The organism is Dermabacter vaginalis (assembly GCF_001678905.1).
Classification (GTDB): Bacteria; Actinomycetota; Actinomycetes; order Actinomycetales; family Dermabacteraceae; genus Dermabacter; species Dermabacter vaginalis.
Genome location: NZ_CP012117.1, coordinates 898,664 through 913,381, shown reverse-complemented (window position 1 = coordinate 913,381; position 14,718 = coordinate 898,664). Strand labels below are relative to the sequence as shown.

Annotated in this window: 12 protein-coding genes and 1 riboswitch; of the genes, 9 read left to right on the top strand and 3 right to left on the bottom strand. The window is 64.5% G+C overall.

Annotation, left to right across the window (positions count from 1 at the left end; genetic code table 11):
* Positions 1–260: 260 nt before the first annotated feature.
* Positions 261–986: an ABC transporter ATP-binding protein gene (locus DAD186_RS03845; protein ID WP_065247571.1), complete on the top strand. Its 726-nt coding sequence runs from the start codon at positions 261–263 to the stop codon at positions 984–986.
* Positions 983–3,550 (top strand): FtsX-like permease family protein, encoded by a 2,568-nt coding sequence (locus tag DAD186_RS03840; protein WP_065247570.1) that lies wholly within the window; start codon positions 983–985, stop codon positions 3,548–3,550. Before DAD186_RS03845 ends, DAD186_RS03840 begins: the two co-directional genes overlap by 4 nt.
* A 176-nt stretch (positions 3,551–3,726) precedes the next feature.
* Here DAD186_RS03840 and DAD186_RS03835 read toward each other — a convergent pair whose 3' ends face one another.
* Positions 3,727–4,806 carry an ADP-ribosylglycohydrolase family protein gene (locus tag DAD186_RS03835; RefSeq protein ID WP_065248710.1) on the bottom strand — a complete coding sequence of 360 codons (1,080 nt, stop codon included), beginning with the start codon at positions 4,804–4,806 and terminating at the stop codon, positions 3,727–3,729.
* Between the two features lie 193 nt (positions 4,807–4,999).
* Between DAD186_RS03835 and DAD186_RS03830 the strand changes: the two genes are divergently transcribed.
* Positions 5,000–5,821, top strand: coding sequence for a hypothetical protein (locus DAD186_RS03830; RefSeq protein ID WP_082991070.1), 822 nt, complete (start codon positions 5,000–5,002; stop codon positions 5,819–5,821).
* A 15-nt stretch (positions 5,822–5,836) separates the two neighbouring features.
* Here DAD186_RS03830 and DAD186_RS03825 read toward each other — a convergent pair whose 3' ends face one another.
* Positions 5,837–6,850 carry a YeiH family protein gene (locus tag DAD186_RS03825; protein ID WP_065247569.1) on the bottom strand — a complete coding sequence of 338 codons (1,014 nt, stop codon included), beginning with the start codon at positions 6,848–6,850 and terminating at the stop codon, positions 5,837–5,839.
* Between the two features lie 139 nt (positions 6,851–6,989).
* Between DAD186_RS03825 and DAD186_RS03820 the strand changes: the two genes are divergently transcribed.
* The 6 genes from DAD186_RS03820 (at position 6,990) to DAD186_RS03795 (ending at position 13,587) form a co-directional block, all read left to right on the top strand.
* Positions 6,990–8,984, top strand: a complete 1,995-nt coding sequence (locus tag DAD186_RS03820; protein WP_065247568.1) for a M13 family metallopeptidase — start codon at positions 6,990–6,992, stop codon at positions 8,982–8,984.
* Between the two features lie 45 nt (positions 8,985–9,029).
* Positions 9,030–9,572, top strand: coding sequence for a hypothetical protein (locus DAD186_RS03815; protein WP_082991069.1), 543 nt, complete (start codon positions 9,030–9,032; stop codon positions 9,570–9,572).
* Between the two features lie 46 nt (positions 9,573–9,618).
* Positions 9,619–9,724, top strand: a riboswitch (TPP riboswitch).
* Between the two features lie 53 nt (positions 9,725–9,777).
* Entirely contained in the window at positions 9,778–10,422 is a 645-nt protein-coding gene (locus tag DAD186_RS03810) for an ECF transporter S component (protein WP_065247566.1), read from the top strand.
* On the top strand, positions 10,419–11,027 hold the full coding sequence (locus tag DAD186_RS03805; RefSeq protein WP_082991068.1) for an ECF transporter S component: 609 nt from the start codon (positions 10,419–10,421) through the stop codon (positions 11,025–11,027). Before DAD186_RS03810 ends, DAD186_RS03805 begins: the two co-directional genes overlap by 4 nt.
* A complete protein-coding gene (locus tag DAD186_RS03800) occupies positions 11,024–13,189 on the top strand; it encodes an ATP-binding cassette domain-containing protein (RefSeq protein ID WP_082991067.1) in 2,166 nt (721 codons plus the stop codon). Before DAD186_RS03805 ends, DAD186_RS03800 begins: the two co-directional genes overlap by 4 nt.
* Positions 13,186–13,587: an ankyrin repeat domain-containing protein gene (locus tag DAD186_RS03795; RefSeq protein WP_065247565.1), complete on the top strand. Its 402-nt coding sequence runs from the start codon at positions 13,186–13,188 to the stop codon at positions 13,585–13,587. The genes DAD186_RS03800 and DAD186_RS03795 overlap by 4 nt, the downstream gene beginning before the upstream one ends.
* Here DAD186_RS03795 and DAD186_RS03790 read toward each other — a convergent pair.
* Positions 13,584–14,603, bottom strand: a complete 1,020-nt coding sequence (locus tag DAD186_RS03790) for an N-acetylglucosamine kinase (protein ID WP_065247564.1) — start codon at positions 14,601–14,603, stop codon at positions 13,584–13,586. The genes DAD186_RS03795 and DAD186_RS03790 overlap by 4 nt on opposite strands.
* Positions 14,604–14,718 lie beyond the last annotated feature (115 nt).

Here is a 14,718-nt window from a genome sequence, read left to right as displayed (position 1 = left end):
GTTACACCGTTCTTCGAGGCCATCCGCGCTAACTAACGCTTATGCACCCCATAAGCTCTTCCATAGTAGGGGTTTTCGGCGGAGAAAACCAAAAGGTGTGACGCACTATGACGCTCCAAAAGTCGCAATCCCCCTCAATCTCACGTATGAGATCCCCTCAGAACATCCGCGCCTCGAGACTGTTGCCTCAGCGCATACGCTCGCGAAGAATAAGAGATGTCTGACCGATCACATCACCCCGGACATCCAGAGGAGTACCCATGTCCACAACCGTTCCCCCCTCTCACGTCGCCGTCAGCGCGCGCGGGGTCACCAAAACCTACGGAAGCGGCAGCAACCAGGTGACCGCTCTCAACGCAGTCGGGCTCGACATCCGTGCCGGAGAGTTCACCGCGATCATGGGAGCCTCGGGCTCCGGAAAATCGACTCTTCTCCACTCCCTCGCCGGTCTCGATTCAATCGACTCGGGGACGATCGTGGTTGAGGGCGTCGACATCACTCAGCTCTCGGACTCGCAGCTCACAACCCTCCGCCGCGACCGAATCGGATTCGTCTTCCAGTCGTTCAACCTGTTGCCCATGCTCACGGCTAAGGAGAACATTCTTCTCCCACTTGAACTCGCCGGTCGCAAGGTGGATGAGCAATGGTTCGGGATGCTTGTGCAGCGCTTTGGTCTCGCCGAGCGCCTCGGGCACCGCCCCAGTCAGCTCTCGGGTGGCCAGATCCAGCGCGTCGCGCTGACGCGCGCTCTCGTCACGCGCCCCGCTGTCATTTTTGCCGATGAGCCCACCGGCAACCTCGACTCGGCTTCGACCGAGGCCGTACTGAGCTTCTTGCGTGAGAGCGTCGACGTTCTCGGCCACACCGTCGTCATGGTGACGCACGAAGACGACGCTGCCCACAGGGCAGATCGCATTCTTCGCATGCATGACGGCCGAATCGTCGCCGATGAGTACATCGGCCAGAAAGCGGTGCAGGCACAGTGAGTACTCTGAAACTTCAGCCGCGGCGCAGGCACCTTGCCGCCGCCATCACGATTGCCCTCACGAGCGCCTTCATCGCCATTGCTGTTCTCGCCGTCAGTTTTCTTGGCGACGCCGTGCGCGCACAAATGACCGAGCCGGTCGCCGGTGCGAGCGCGGTTGCGCAACCCACGTACGGTAGCGACACGAACTCGGCGGTTTTCACACCCGAGGCTCTGGGGAAGGTCGAGGGTGCCGACGGTGCCTTTTACATGTCGACCGGGTTGGTGGCCATCGCCCTCGATGAAGGCGAGACAGGCCAAGAAAACCCGCTCAAGTCGAAGGGCACTTTCGTGCCGGTCAACCCCGTGCGGCCAGGCGTGGGGGCAGACTACGTTGAAGGGCGGGAGCCGAGTGCCGAAAACGAGGTGGCCGTTGACTCGACGTACGCGAAAAAGCGCGACCTCAAGGTCGGCAGCACGCTCGCGATCCAGTCCCTCGACACCGGTAAGACTCTCCAGTTCACCGTCTCGGGTATCAATCGCCCCCTGCTCTCACAGGTGCTCATCCCGGGGGGCCGACTCACCTTTTCGAATGCCGGCATCGATGTGATTATTGGCTCCACCGGGAGCGACTCCGAGAATCAATCCTTCTCTATGTACCCCATAGCCGTCGTCGCGAAACCGGGGGTAAGCGAAGAAACGCTGGTCGCTAACCTCAAGAGCGCCGGTTACGATTCGGCAATCACGGTAACGAAGTACCTCGAGGAAACAGAAACGATGACCCTCATCATTATGGGGTTGCTTTCAACGGTCCTCTTGGGATTCATCCTGATTGCGATTGCCACGAGCGCGCTCGTGGTCACCAATTCCTTCGCCGTCACAATGGCCCAGCGCCGACGCTCGTTCGCCCTCGCGCGTGCACTCGGCGCGAAACGCCGACAGGCGATGTGGGCGATCGTTCGTGACGCTCTCCTCGTGGGTGTCGTGGGCGCCCTTGCCGGTGTTCTCCTCGCCTACCTCGCGTGGTGGGGCATCCTGCTCCTCGGGCGTGCAACCTACACCGAAGCACTGCCGGTGATCCCGGGTTTCAACATCCTCGCGGTCCTCGTCCCGCTCGTATCCTCGCTTATCCTCGCCGTTTGCGCATCGGTTTTCCCAGCCCTCGGCGCGATGCGCGTCAAGCCTCTCGAAGCTCTGCGGCCTGCGGAGGTGGCCTCGGGCAAACACGCCTCGCTTATTCGCACGATCTTCTCTGCCGCCGTGGTCACGTTCGGCATCGTGCTGATACTCGGCTCGTTCGCCGTGGCAATTGCACTCAAAGACGACGAATACGCGCCACTTATCTCGATGCTCCTTGCCTTCGTTGGCTCCATCACCGTACTTCTCGGCGTGATCGGGGTTCTCCCCGCATTCATTCCGCCCGTTGCGAAGGCCGGCAACGCGATCGCCTCGGCCCTCGGCCTTACGAGCGCACGCTTTGCGCTCCTCAATGCGGCGCGCCATCCGAAGCGCACGGGTATCACGATGTCGGCTCTGATTATTGGCACAACCCTCATGGCGACGATGGCCGCCGGGGCGGTCACGGCCGAAAAGACCCTCATTCGGGAGGTCACCGACCGCGTCCCGGTCGACTCGATTATTGCGGCGACGGATATGCCCGCCGGTTTCCTCGACAAGGTCAAAGGCACCCCGGGCGTCGGCGAGGCCCGAGAGGTTCCCGCCGCTGATTTGATGATCGGCGGCGCTTCCGAAGAGATGACGACCTTCGCCCCGACCGCGGACGACATCAAAGCCGTTGCAACGTCCGATCAGATCGAACTGCCACAACCGGGAGAAATCATTCTCGGCAAGGACCGCGCGGAAAGGTTCAACGTCAAGGACGGCCAAACCCTTAGTATCTCTGGCGAAGACGGCTCGTCTCACGAGCTCAAGGTCCGCGTCTCGGGGCGGCTCGCGATTTCTCTCATCAACCCAGACACCCTCCACGGTCTCGGCGTTCGCGAGGGCAAGGCGGTGTTCGCAAAGTTTGCGGACCCGAACTCCCCCGAACGCGCAAATACCTCCATTTTCGACATTGTCGTGTCAGTCGGGGAACTTTCCGAGCAGTTGCCTCCCGACACCGTCATGATGGTGAAACTCGAGGGCGCCCAGCGCGAGATCATGTCCACGGTGATCCAAACCCTCTTGACGATTACGGTCGTGCTCCTCGCCGTAGCTGTGGTCGTGGCACTCGTGGGCGTTGCCAACACGCTGAGCTTGAGCGTCATCGAACGCTCGAGTGAATACGCGCTCATGCGGGCACTCGGCACATCCAAAGGGGCGATTCGCGCGATGCTCCTGTGGGAAGGCGCGTTCATCGCTTCGCTTGGGTCTTTGATCGGCGCGGTGCTCGGGTGTCTGTTCGGCATCCTCGGTGTGCGCTCGCTCCTCGTAGGGGACTTCGCCTTCTACCCTGCAGTCCCGTGGCTGTATCTCATCGTGATTGTCGTGGCCGGGCTCATCGCCGGCATCCTCGCCTCGATTCTTCCCGGGCTTCGGGCGAGCGCGGCAGCGCCCGCGCAAGCGCTCGCCCGAAGGGATGAGTAGGAAGCACATGCCTCGTCCACCGCTCATCTCGTAGCGGTCGGCACAGGGGTGGGGAGCGGTGCGTGCACGCCGCCCTCCACCCCTCTTCTTTTGCGGGTGAAAAAGGTGCGGGGGCAATCCCGCACTGGAGGCGTATTCGGCAGGTTCCTCCGCCCCTCACGGGCGATCGCGGTGGCTCAGGAAGCGTCGGACCGCTCGAGCACGGCCGAAGCCAGCTGCACCAGATCGTCCGCTGTGAAACCCGGCCAGCCATTGAGGGCGCGCCGCCATACCGGGTCGATCGCCTTGAAACCGACCGCGGCGCCCGCGAGCGCACCGGCGATCGCGGCGACGGTGTCGGTGTCGTTGCCACTGCGTACCGAGGCCTCGAGCACGCGCGCGAAGTAGGCGCGGCGCTCGAACTTATCCTCCGGGACCTCGCCCGCGTGCCACAGCGCCGAGACCGCCGCTTGGAAAGCGTGGATCACCCAGCCGTTGCGCGCGAAATATGCGGGCGGCGCGCTATGCGCTTCGGCAATGAGGCCCTCCCAGCGCTCGCGGCGTTCGGGGGCAAGGCGTGTGAGGCCGATGCTGACATCGAGCTCTCCCGTGAGGATCGCGTGGCGGATCGCGAAGCTCCAGAGCACCGCGGCTTCGATGGTGTCGAGGTCCACGTGGGTGAGGGTGTTCACGGCCACGACGGCACGCTCGAGTTCATCGTCGCTCGCGTGCAAGTGGGGCAGAACGACCGAGTGTGTCCGCATGAGCCCACCGTTGCCAGCAGTGTGATGCCTCTCCTTGTTGATGACGCGCGCGGCTTCGTGCATGTCGCGGCCCGAGGGCACGCTGTTGCCGTGGGCCTCGGCTGTTTCGAGCGCGGCAAGGAGCACATTCGAGGTGAGGATTCCAATGTCGGGCGTTTCACGCGACCACTGGAACCAGCCGGCGGCGATCGCATCGAGGGCACTTTCGCGTTCGAAAGGTGCCGTGTGTTCGCTGTGGGCGGCGGCGCGCAAGATCACGATCGCCATTGCCGTATCGTCGGTCCACTCCCCCGGCTTCCAGCCGAGCTGACCTCCGCCAGCCATCGCCACATCGTCGGAGTCTGCGATCGGCGGCTCGAATTCGTAAGGAGCGCCGAGCGCGTCGCCCGTAGCAGCTCCAAGAACTGCACCGAGTGCACGTTCACGCTGCTGTTTCTTCAGGGTAGGGGTGTCGCGGAGGTCCTGTTTTCCTGGACCTTCTGGGGCCTCGTGTGAAGGGGCGATGTTCGACATTTCTCGTTCCCCTTTCTTCGCATAGTTTGCCGGTGCGGTGAGTGCACGGCGCGGAGCCCACGCCTCGTCGCGCACACCAATGTGCCAAGTTTAAGCTGGGTTCCTCGCATTTTCCTGTGCCTAATGGGCAAATGCGAGTTGTCTCATTACGCTTGGAGGGCGCATCCGGCACCCGGTTGACCAAGGAGAATGTGTGAGTACAGCGCCCGAACCCGCCCACGTTGTGGATCCCGGCACCGATCGTTGTTCGTGCGGCAGCGATCATGATCACGGTCCTACGGGCAACGACGTCGTTCACGCGCTCGGGCGCGGGTTTGCGATCCTCTCGCTCCTCACTCCCCTTCTCGCCCTTGTCCTCTTCGCCGCGTGCCTCGTGGCGACACCGACTTCGGCCGGGGTGCTCTTCCTCGGCATTGGACTCGGACTCGCGCATCTCGCGCTCATGCTCGTGGCCGGCACGGTCGGTGCGAAGAAGGGCCCGGCGATGACCACTTCGCCGTGGTTCCTCGTTGGCCGCGTGGCCATCGAAGAGCTCCTGCGTTTGCTCGTCGCACTCATCGCCCTCGTGACCCTCAGCTGGCAATGGAGGGGCGCTTTGGGCCTGTGGATCGGCGTGGGGGCGATGCTCGTGTGGGCCATTCTTGCGACCGTGCAGCTTGCCACGTCACGCCGGCGCATCGCGCGCCCGTCGGATTGGTCGAAGGAGACTGTCCTGAGCGTCCTCGACGGTGGCATTTCGGTGCGCCGAGCGATGACCGTGCGCTTTGTTGATATCGCGGGTCTTTTCCTCTTCCAACTCGGCGCGTGCACACTTGTGACAGCAGCTCCGATCATGACGGTCGCGACAATCGTTTTGTCGATAGCCTCGGGCCTTTCCACCCTCATCGTGCAGAGCCTGAGCCCGGCGCGCCGCAAGAACTCTCCGTGGGTGTTCGCCCCCTGTGCGATCGGCGTCGTGACGGCCGCCCTCGCCGTCGCCTTTGTGCTTGCGCCCGGGGTCGCGGCGCTCTCCTAAGGCGCCCGACGCTTGCTACGCGCCCATCGTTCCCGAAAGAACCACCATGGCAAGCGCCAGCAGGGCGATCCACACGGTGCTGAGCGCGCCAAGAATGACGGGACGCCCGCCCACGCGCATCAACCCCTTGACCTTCACGCCGAGGCCAAGCGCGAACATCGCCGCAGCAAGCAGCCCGGTTTGCAGCAACTTAAGCCCCGAAAGCGCCCCGGCGGGGATGATGTGGAGTGAACCGATACCGACCATCACGAGGAACCCCACAACGAACAACGGGACGATCGGCGGGCGCTTCGCTCCTTCGCGGAGCGTGCCGCGCGAGCGCTCCGCGAAGGAGAGCGCAACGGCGACCGGTGCGAGGAGAACGACGCGCGTGAGCTTCACGATCACGGCGACCGAAAGCGCCGCAGCCCCGTAGGCCCCGCCCGCGGCGACGACCTGCGCGACCTCGTGAGTGCTCGCGCCGATCCACGTACCGCCTGCCACCTCTCCCATGCCCATGGCGTGGGCAGCGAGCGGCGCGAGCGGAATCATGAGGGTGCCAAAAAGGACAACGAGAGCGATTGCTGTGGCGACCTCTTCCTCGTCGGCATCGGCGATGTCCTCCACACCGGCCACAGCAGCCGCTCCGCAAATCGAGAAACCGCACGCAATCAGAATCGAAAGCGGGCGGCTGATCCCCAGTAGCCGTGCCATCGCGAGAGTTCCCAGAAGCGAGAGCGTCACGACAAGCACCACCCCCAGGATCACGCGCCAGCCGAGCGACAGAATGTCTCCGATCGCGAGTTGCAGGCCCAGTAACACAATTCCCACGCGCAAGAGCTTCTTCGACGCGAACTGGATGCCTGCTCCCCACGACTCAGGAATCTCTGTGACGTTCGTGAGGAGTGCACCGAGCACGATCGCGATGAGCAACGGGCTCACCGCGGGTGCAGCGAGGTTCACGATCACCGCGAGGACTGCGACGAGGAGGCACGGCACGAGTCCGGGCGCGAGGGAGGAGGACGAAACGGGGGAAGAAGGCGTAGGCACGGGCCCATTCTAAAAATCCAGTCCCGCTCTCCCCCGGTTTTCGCGACCGCAATGTGACACACGCACCTTTTGCAAAGCCCGGATCGCTAGGGTGGAGGGAACCGTCGGACAACCGACTCCCCTACCTCTGAGGAGACTCATGACCTCGCCCGATTCCATGACCGGCCTCGATCTCACCCAGATTGATGAGAGTGTTCGCCCCCAGGATGACCTGTTCGGCTTCATCAACGGTGCGTGGCTCGCCTCGGCTGAGATCCCCGCCGATAAGCCGAGCTACTCGGAGTTCATGCGCCTGCACGATCTCTCTGAGGAGCGCGTGCGCGGCATCATCGAAAAGGCCGCGGCCTCGAACGCCCCGGCCGACTCGAATGAGGGAAAGATCGGCGTGCTCTATGAACTCTTCATGGACGAGGCTCGCTTGAACGAGGTGGGCACGCGCGACCTCGAGCCGCAGCTCGAGCGGATCCTCGGCCTCGCCGACCGTTCAGCGCTCACGAGCTTCACTGGCGAAGCAACGGCCCCCACCGGCATCATCGCTCTGTACGTGTGGACAGACGCGAACGACCCCGACCGCTACCAGGCACAGCTCGGACAAGCGGGCCTCGGACTTCCCGACGAATCGTTCTACCGCGACGAGCAGTACGGGGCGATCCGCGAGGCCTACGTTGATTACCTCGCGACTCTTGCCGACCTTGCGCAGCTCCCTGGGTGTGCCGGGCTCCCCGACGGCGATGCCCGCGCACTGGCCGAAACCGTCATGGATCTCGAAACCCGCATCGCGAAAGAGCACGTCGACGTCGTGCGCCGGCGCGACAGCGAGAAATCGAACAACCCGATGAATGTCGCCGAGCGCGCGAGCGCCTTCCCGAGCTTCGACTGGGACGCCTACTTCGAGGGCGCCGGCGCGAAGGCCGAGTGGGTCGAGACCATCAACATCAACGAGCCGGAATACACGGCGGCCATTTCGAAGCTGTGGGGCAGCGAAAGCCTCGAGAACCTCCGCGCGTGGCTTGCACTCCATGCCATCGACGCGGCTGCGCCCTACCTGAGCGATGATTTCGTGAACGCCCACTTCGCCTTCCACGGCGCCACGCTCTCGGGCACCGCCGAGATTCGCGAGCGCTGGAAGCGCGGCGTGAGCCTCGTCGACTCCGCGCTCGGTGAGGCCGTGGGCGAAAAGTACGTGGCCGAGTATTTCCCGCCGGAGGCGAAGGAACGCATGGAGCAGCTCGTCGAGGCGCTCATCACCGCCTACCGCGAGTCGATCTCGTCGCTTGAGTGGATGACCCCGGCGACCCGCGAAAAGGCTCTCGCGAAGCTCGAGAAGTTCACGCCGAAGATCGGCCACCCCGAAACCTGGCGGGATTACTCGAGCCTCACGATCGATCCCGATTCGCTCCTCGCCACCGTCGGAAATATCGCGACCTTCACCCACAACTTCGAGCTGGCAAAGCTCGGCCGAAGCGTCGATCGCGGCGAATGGCACATGACCCCGCAAACCGTAAACGCCTACTACAACCCGGGCGCGAACGAGATCGTTTTCCCCGCGGCAATCCTTCAGCCGCCGTATTTTGGGATCGATGCGGATGACGCCGTGAACTTCGGCGGGATCGGCGCGGTGATTGGTCACGAGATTGGCCATGGCTTCGACGACCAGGGCTCCAAGTACGACGGTGACGGCGCGCTCAAGAGCTGGTGGACCGAGGCGGACCGAGCGGAATTTGAGAAGCGCACGCGCTCACTCATCGCCGACTACGATGCGATGAGCCCGCGCAATCTCTCAGATGAGCATCACGTGAACGGCGCCTTCACGATCGGCGAGAACATCGGCGACCTCGGCGGGCTCACGATCGCGCTCAAGGCCTACCTCAATGAGGTCGGCGAGGCGGCACACGAGGTGGGGTCCGACGGCTACACGGGCATCCAGCGCCTCTTCCTTTCGTGGGGTGCTGTGTGGCGCGGAAAGAACCGCGAGGCTGATGCCATTCGTCGCCTCGCGATCGACCCGCACGCTCCCATGGAATTCCGCGCGAACGGGGTCGTGCGCCATATTGATGCCTTCCACGACGCCTTTGAGGTGAAGGAAGGCGATGGGCTCTTCCTCGCCCCCGAGCATCGCGTGAGCATCTGGTGAGCGATGGCGCGCACGAGCGGAACTCTCGCACCCTTTAAAGGCAGGGTGAGGCCGGGGCGGGTCGCCTGGACCCGCGTCGCCCTCACCCTCGTGATCGGCGCGGCGATCTGTATCTTCGTGCTTCTCACCTTTGGCGATTCCGGGATTGGCACCGCGGTGATCCTCGCCTTGGGGTTTGCAGGCTATGCGGCTTGGGCGTGGCTGCGCACGTCGATCACGTTCGTCGTGGACGAGCATGGTGTGACGCCGCGCCTCGGGGGTTTTTTCACGCGGCCCACGTGGCCGCTCGAGAATTTCCGCACGGTCCAATTGCGCACGGTCGCACCCGAACGAGTCGGTTCCCTCGTGGGCAACATCGGGCTCGGGCGCGCCGAAGTCACGGTCTCCACCATGGGTGAGGTGCGCCCGGTGGCGCCACTCAAACCCCGCACGCTTGTGGGGCCGCAGGCCGATACACGGTTTGCGGTCACGCACGGCGGTGAGCTGGTCGAGATCATCGGCCGTGATGGCCGGGCGTACCTGCTGAGTCCCGAAAATCCTCGCGAGGTCGCGGAAGCGATTGCGGCAGCGATTTCCTTCGCACGCTGAGTATGCGCGCGATGGCTCGCGCATCCATGTAGGATATTCGGCGTCATCCAAAAGACAGGGGAGCATCGACCGGTGCTGAGAGTGCGCAAAGGGCGCTGACCCTCGAACCTGATCCGGTTAGCACCGGCGTAGGGAGTCGGGATTTCTCGCATGCCGCGGCCACGCTGCCACGAAGGCATGCCCCTTCCGAGTGGAAGGAGTGGTGATGACTGATCAACGCACAGCCCGCGTGGCTTTTTCCGAGCGCCTCAAGTACCGCACGATTGACCTCGTGGTGATCGTCATGGTCGGCGTGGCCTTCGGCGTGGCGTTCGCCGGGTACGCACAGCTCTACAACCTCACCGCGCCTCTCACCGCAGTGTTCCCCCCGCTCGAGGGTCTCCTCACGGGTTTCTGGTGCCTTCCGGCTCTCGTCGCGATGTTGATCGTCCGCCGCCCGGGCGCGGCCTTCGGCGCGGAGATTATCGCGGCGTGCCTCGAGGCGCTGCTCGGGAGCCACTTCGGCGTGGGCGCCGTCATCTCGGGTCTTCTTCAAGGAGCGGGCTTCGAGATTGCGTTCGCACTCTCGGGGTGGGCGAGCACGAGCGCGGCGGTCGTGATCGGCGGCTCGCTTCTCTCCACCTTCTTCGAGTGGCTTTACGAGATCGTCGCGTATTTCCCCTCGTGGTCGGCGACCTACAAAGCTATGCTTCTCGTTTTCTTCTGGATCAGCGCCCTGACGCTTCTCGCGGCCCTTGGGCGCGCGATTGTCGCGGCACTCGCGAAGGCCGGCGCCCTCAATCAGTTCCCCGCAGGCAGGGACCATGTTGCGCCTGCAGGGTCCCGTGTGAGTTCTAGAATCGATGCATGATGACCACAGCTGCTCCTGATACCCATTCCACTCTTCGCTACCGCACAATCGACTTGCTCGTTGTTGTATCGATGGGCCTGATCGCGGGCGTCGCATTCTTCGCCTACGCCGCCGGTCTCGGTGCACTCAAACCCGTGTTCTCGCTTTTCCCCCCGAGCGAAGGCATCGCGGCTGGCCCGTGGGCTCTGCCGGCGGCGCTTTCAATGCTCATCGTTCGCAAGCCGGGCTCGGCTCTTGGCACGATGTGGATCGGCGCGATCATCGAGGCGCTTCTCGGCTCGCACTTCGGGTGGACAGTGCTCATTTCGGGGGCGATCGTCGCGATCGGCTTCGAGGTCATGGGTGCCGCCACCAAGTACGCAAAGCCGTCGTTCAAGTGGATTCTCGCGGGAGCGTGGATCTCGATGGTCGCGCAGTGGATCTGGGAGCAGTTCGTGTTCTTCCCGAGCTGGGCCGTGCCATTCCGCCTCGCACACCTCGTACTCTTCCTCATTTCGGGTGTCATCCTCCTCGCTCTGCCCGCACCGGCGATCGTACGTGCACTCGCGAAAGCGGGGGCACTCGGGAACTTCGCGCCCGGGCGTGAGGAGGCCGCACAGCGGTGAGTGAGAGTCCGACGCTTGCCCCGCCACGCGGTGCCGTGGGTGTGGGGATCGACGACTTCACCTACACACCACCGGGGCGTACATCCCCGGCACTTTCTGGACTGTCGCTCGAGATCCCCCCTGGTGAGCGCGTGCTCCTTACGGGGGCGAGCGGTTCGGGAAAATCGACAATTCTCAAGGCTCTGAGCGGCCTCATTCCCGAGGATCCGCCGGAGGGAACCGACCCTTCTGTTCCGTTGCCCGAGCCTTCCCCCGTGCCGGGGGTTACCCTCATGGTGCAAAATCCCGTGCACTCGTTCGTGGGTGCCACCGCGGGAATCGATACGGCCTTCGGCCCCGAAAACGCGAGCGTCGATCCTGCTCGCATGCCGGAAATCGTGCGCGATGCGCACGCGGCCGCCGCGTTTTCGTCGCCGCTCGAGGCGAATCCCTACCACCTTTCTGGAGGGCAGCAGCAGCGCCTCTCACTCGCCGGTCTCCTTGCGACCGGATCGGGGGCTTACGCTCTTGACGAGCCTCTCGCGATGCTCGATGAGGAAACGGCCCGTGCGGTGCGCGACGCCATTTGTGCGGCCACAAAGGGCCTGACGCTCATCGTCGCGGATCATCAGGTGGAACTGTGGCTCGATCACGTCGATCGCGTTATTCGCATCGGAGAGGGCGGTCGCATTCTGGAGGATGTTTCCGCACAGACATGGCGAAGCTCCGGGGCTCGCAGCGACGACACCTTCGCGGCCAGCCACGCGTTAGCAAAACGCACCGGCGATGACTCTGCCCTCATCGACCTCGATGTCCCCGCCACTCTCGAAGGTCGCACACTCTTTGCCGCGCCCGTGCACGTCGAGCTCTACCCGGGGGAGCTCGCGGCACTCACGGGCCCGAGCGGAATCGGCAAATCCACCCTGATTCGCCATGTGCTCGAGGAAACTCGCGAGAGCGTGGGAGGCGGGAAACGCGCCGCCAAAAAGGCACCATTCCGCGCCGCGTGGCTCCCACAAAACCCGGAGAAAAGCTTCGTGGCACGCACTGTGCTCGAGGAAGTGAGAATCGGTGCCGCCAACCCTGACGACGACGAAGCCGCGCGCGCGTGGCTCGAGGCAACGGGACTCGCGCACCTCGAAGACGCGGGACCTTTTACTCTCTCGGGCGGCGAGCAGCGACGCCTTGCGTTCGCCACGGCACTCGCCTCGGGGCGCGACATCATCGTTCTCGACGAACCGACCGTGGGACTCGACCATGACGCGTTCGGCGCGGTCATGGAGCTTATCGCCCGCGCGCTCGCGAGTGGCCGCGCGGTTCTCGCCGCGACCCATGATGCGCGCCTGGTGCACGCCTGCGACCGAGTCATCCCACTTGAAGCCGCGCCCGGGCGCACGGATCTTCTCGAAAGCGCTGAACGCACGCCAACGTCGGACCCGGCCCCCGCTCCCCCAATCCCGCGTGTTCCGCACCCGCCGCGCCCCATCGCCGCCGATAAACTGAACCCGCTCACGATTCTTGGGATCGCCGCGCTCGCGTTCATCGGCGCGTTTGGCATGCACACACTTGCCCCTACGCTCACCGGCACCCTCCTTACGCTCGCACTCATCCCCCTCGCATGGCGCACACCCGCACGCCTCATGGCGCGCCTCGCTCCGATCGTGCTCGCGGCGCTCACCATCGCGTGGTCGGCGGGGATTCTCTCCGGCAAGCCGCTCGGTGAGCTTGCGACATGGCAGAGCGCCGGCGTTGAGGGATTGCGAATCTTCGCCATGGTCGGCCCCGGCGCTGTTCTCCTCGAGGGCCTCGACCCCACACGCTTCGGGCAGGCCCTTGCTCAGCGGTGTCGCGTTCCCGCACGGTTCGCCGCGGCGATGAGTTCGGGCCTCGCACGGCTTGGGCACATGTTTGCTGAGTGGAGCGACATCGTCTTTACCCGTCGTATCCGCGGCATTCAACAGCGCAACTCGTTCGCACTCTATGCGGGAGCAACGTTTGCCCTTCTCGTGTCGACGCTTCGAGGTGCCGAGGTCCAAGCCCTCGCGATGGACGCACGGGGATTCGCCAACGCGCAGCGGCGCACGTGGGTCCACGATGCGCGCTTCACGTGGCACGATGCCTGGGGCCTTGGACTCGGGATCATCCTGCTCGCTGCACCCCTCATCGCTACGCTTGTGGCATGAGCGAAAACACCGCGCCCCAGCCCTGTACCGATACCGACGTCGATGAGGCCGCCGCTCTTGCGCGCGCCCTCATGGACGCCGCGCGAGAGGGGAACGTCGACGCCCTTCGCCCTGCGCTCGACGCGGGCGTTCCGCTCAACATGCAAGATGCGGACGGCAACACCATGCTCATGCTCGCCGCCTACCACGGCCACGCGGCGCTCGTGAGGCTGCTCGCAGAGCGCGGCGCGGACGTCGATCTCCTTAACGACCGTGGCCAGAGCCCGCTCGCAGGCGCTGTCTTCAAGGGCTTCGACGACGTGGTCGAAGCCCTCGTCGACGCTGGCGCTGATCCGGACGCGGGCAGGCCAAGCGCGCGCGACAGTGCCAGCTTTTTCGCGCGTCACTACACCTTCTAAAGCCGACTTTCCGCGCGTGCGAGCGCGAGAGCCCCGTCGAGCGGCGAGGCTGCCTCACGTACGTCGAAGCCTTCGCGCTCGAGCGCGTAGCGCACGAGGTCCCCGATGGGACCGCGCGAGGTGAGAACGCTTCCTGCGAGAACGACGCACACAGGAGACTCACCGCGCAGGGGTTTCGCAAGCGCAAGCGCGCCCTCAAGGAGAGACTCGACAGCCTCCGCGACAATCTCCCTCGCGACCTGATCCCCCTCCCCCTCACCGAGGTGACCGAGCTCGGTGACAATTGGTGCGAACCGCCCGTACTCCGCCGGGGTCAGGTCGTAGGCTTCACGGATGAGGGCTTGGCGCGGATCGAGGGAAGCGGCGTTCTCCCGCGGGGGAAAACCGAGTTCTTGACAGATGCGGCCGGTGAGAGCCGTTGCGGGGCCGCGTGCATCGAGGTCCGCCGCCGTCGCTTCGAGCGCGCGTTTCCCAAGCCAGACGGCCGAACCGATGTCTCCGAGGAGCCACCCCATGCCGTCGCGGCGCACTGACTCCACGCCCCTCACGTAGCTCACGCTTGCCGCGCCGGTACCCGCAAGAACAAGAACGCCGGTGGGTCGGGACGAGGATGCCGGGAAGGCACTCGCGAATGCCGTGCAGAGGTCATCAACGACACGAACATTGGCGGGATCGACCTGGAGGTGGTGGGCCGTCGCTTGCGAAACAACGGCCTCACGCACGAGTGCCTCGATGCGCTCGTGGCGGGCGGGACCCGCTCCAGAAATTCCGAAGACGGCCTTTTCCAGGATGCTGCCGCTCTCGAGTTGGGCGAAGGCCCGCGCAAGCGTCTGCTCGAAGTGCTCGAGCGCGTCGGGGCCGGAGGACCGCACGTTAAATCCCGCCCCATCGACCCGAATCGCGCTGGAGCCTTCGCACTCGTGCGCGCGTGCCGCGTGAGCCTCGCGAACGCCCTCGAGCGCGAGGCGTGTGTGGGTCGCGCCGACGTCGGCGCCCAGGAGCATGGGAATCGGCATATCAACAGTCCTTTCGGTCTCCGTCAGTATGTCACCAGCGCCACAGATTGTGGTAAGTTTCATCACGAGGCATGCGTATGAAATATTTTTTCACATCGGTGCCCGGACCCTCATA

Bases quoted from the DNA above. Each gene is read 5' to 3' on its own strand.
- DAD186_RS03845 (WP_065247571.1), top strand. From the start codon at position 261: ATGTCCACAACCGTTCCCCCCTCTCACGTCGCCGTCAGCGCGCGCGGG.
- DAD186_RS03835 (WP_065248710.1), bottom strand. From the start codon at position 4,806: ATGTCGAACATCGCCCCTTCACACGAGGCCCCAGAAGGTCCAGGAAAA.
- DAD186_RS03820 (WP_065247568.1), top strand. From the start codon at position 6,990: ATGACCTCGCCCGATTCCATGACCGGCCTCGATCTCACCCAGATTGAT.
- DAD186_RS03810 (WP_065247566.1), top strand. From the start codon at position 9,778: ATGACTGATCAACGCACAGCCCGCGTGGCTTTTTCCGAGCGCCTCAAG.
- DAD186_RS03805 (WP_082991068.1), top strand. From the start codon at position 10,419: ATGATGACCACAGCTGCTCCTGATACCCATTCCACTCTTCGCTACCGC.
- DAD186_RS03795 (WP_065247565.1), top strand. From the start codon at position 13,186: ATGAGCGAAAACACCGCGCCCCAGCCCTGTACCGATACCGACGTCGAT.
- DAD186_RS03790 (WP_065247564.1), bottom strand. From the start codon at position 14,603: ATGCCGATTCCCATGCTCCTGGGCGCCGACGTCGGCGCGACCCACACA.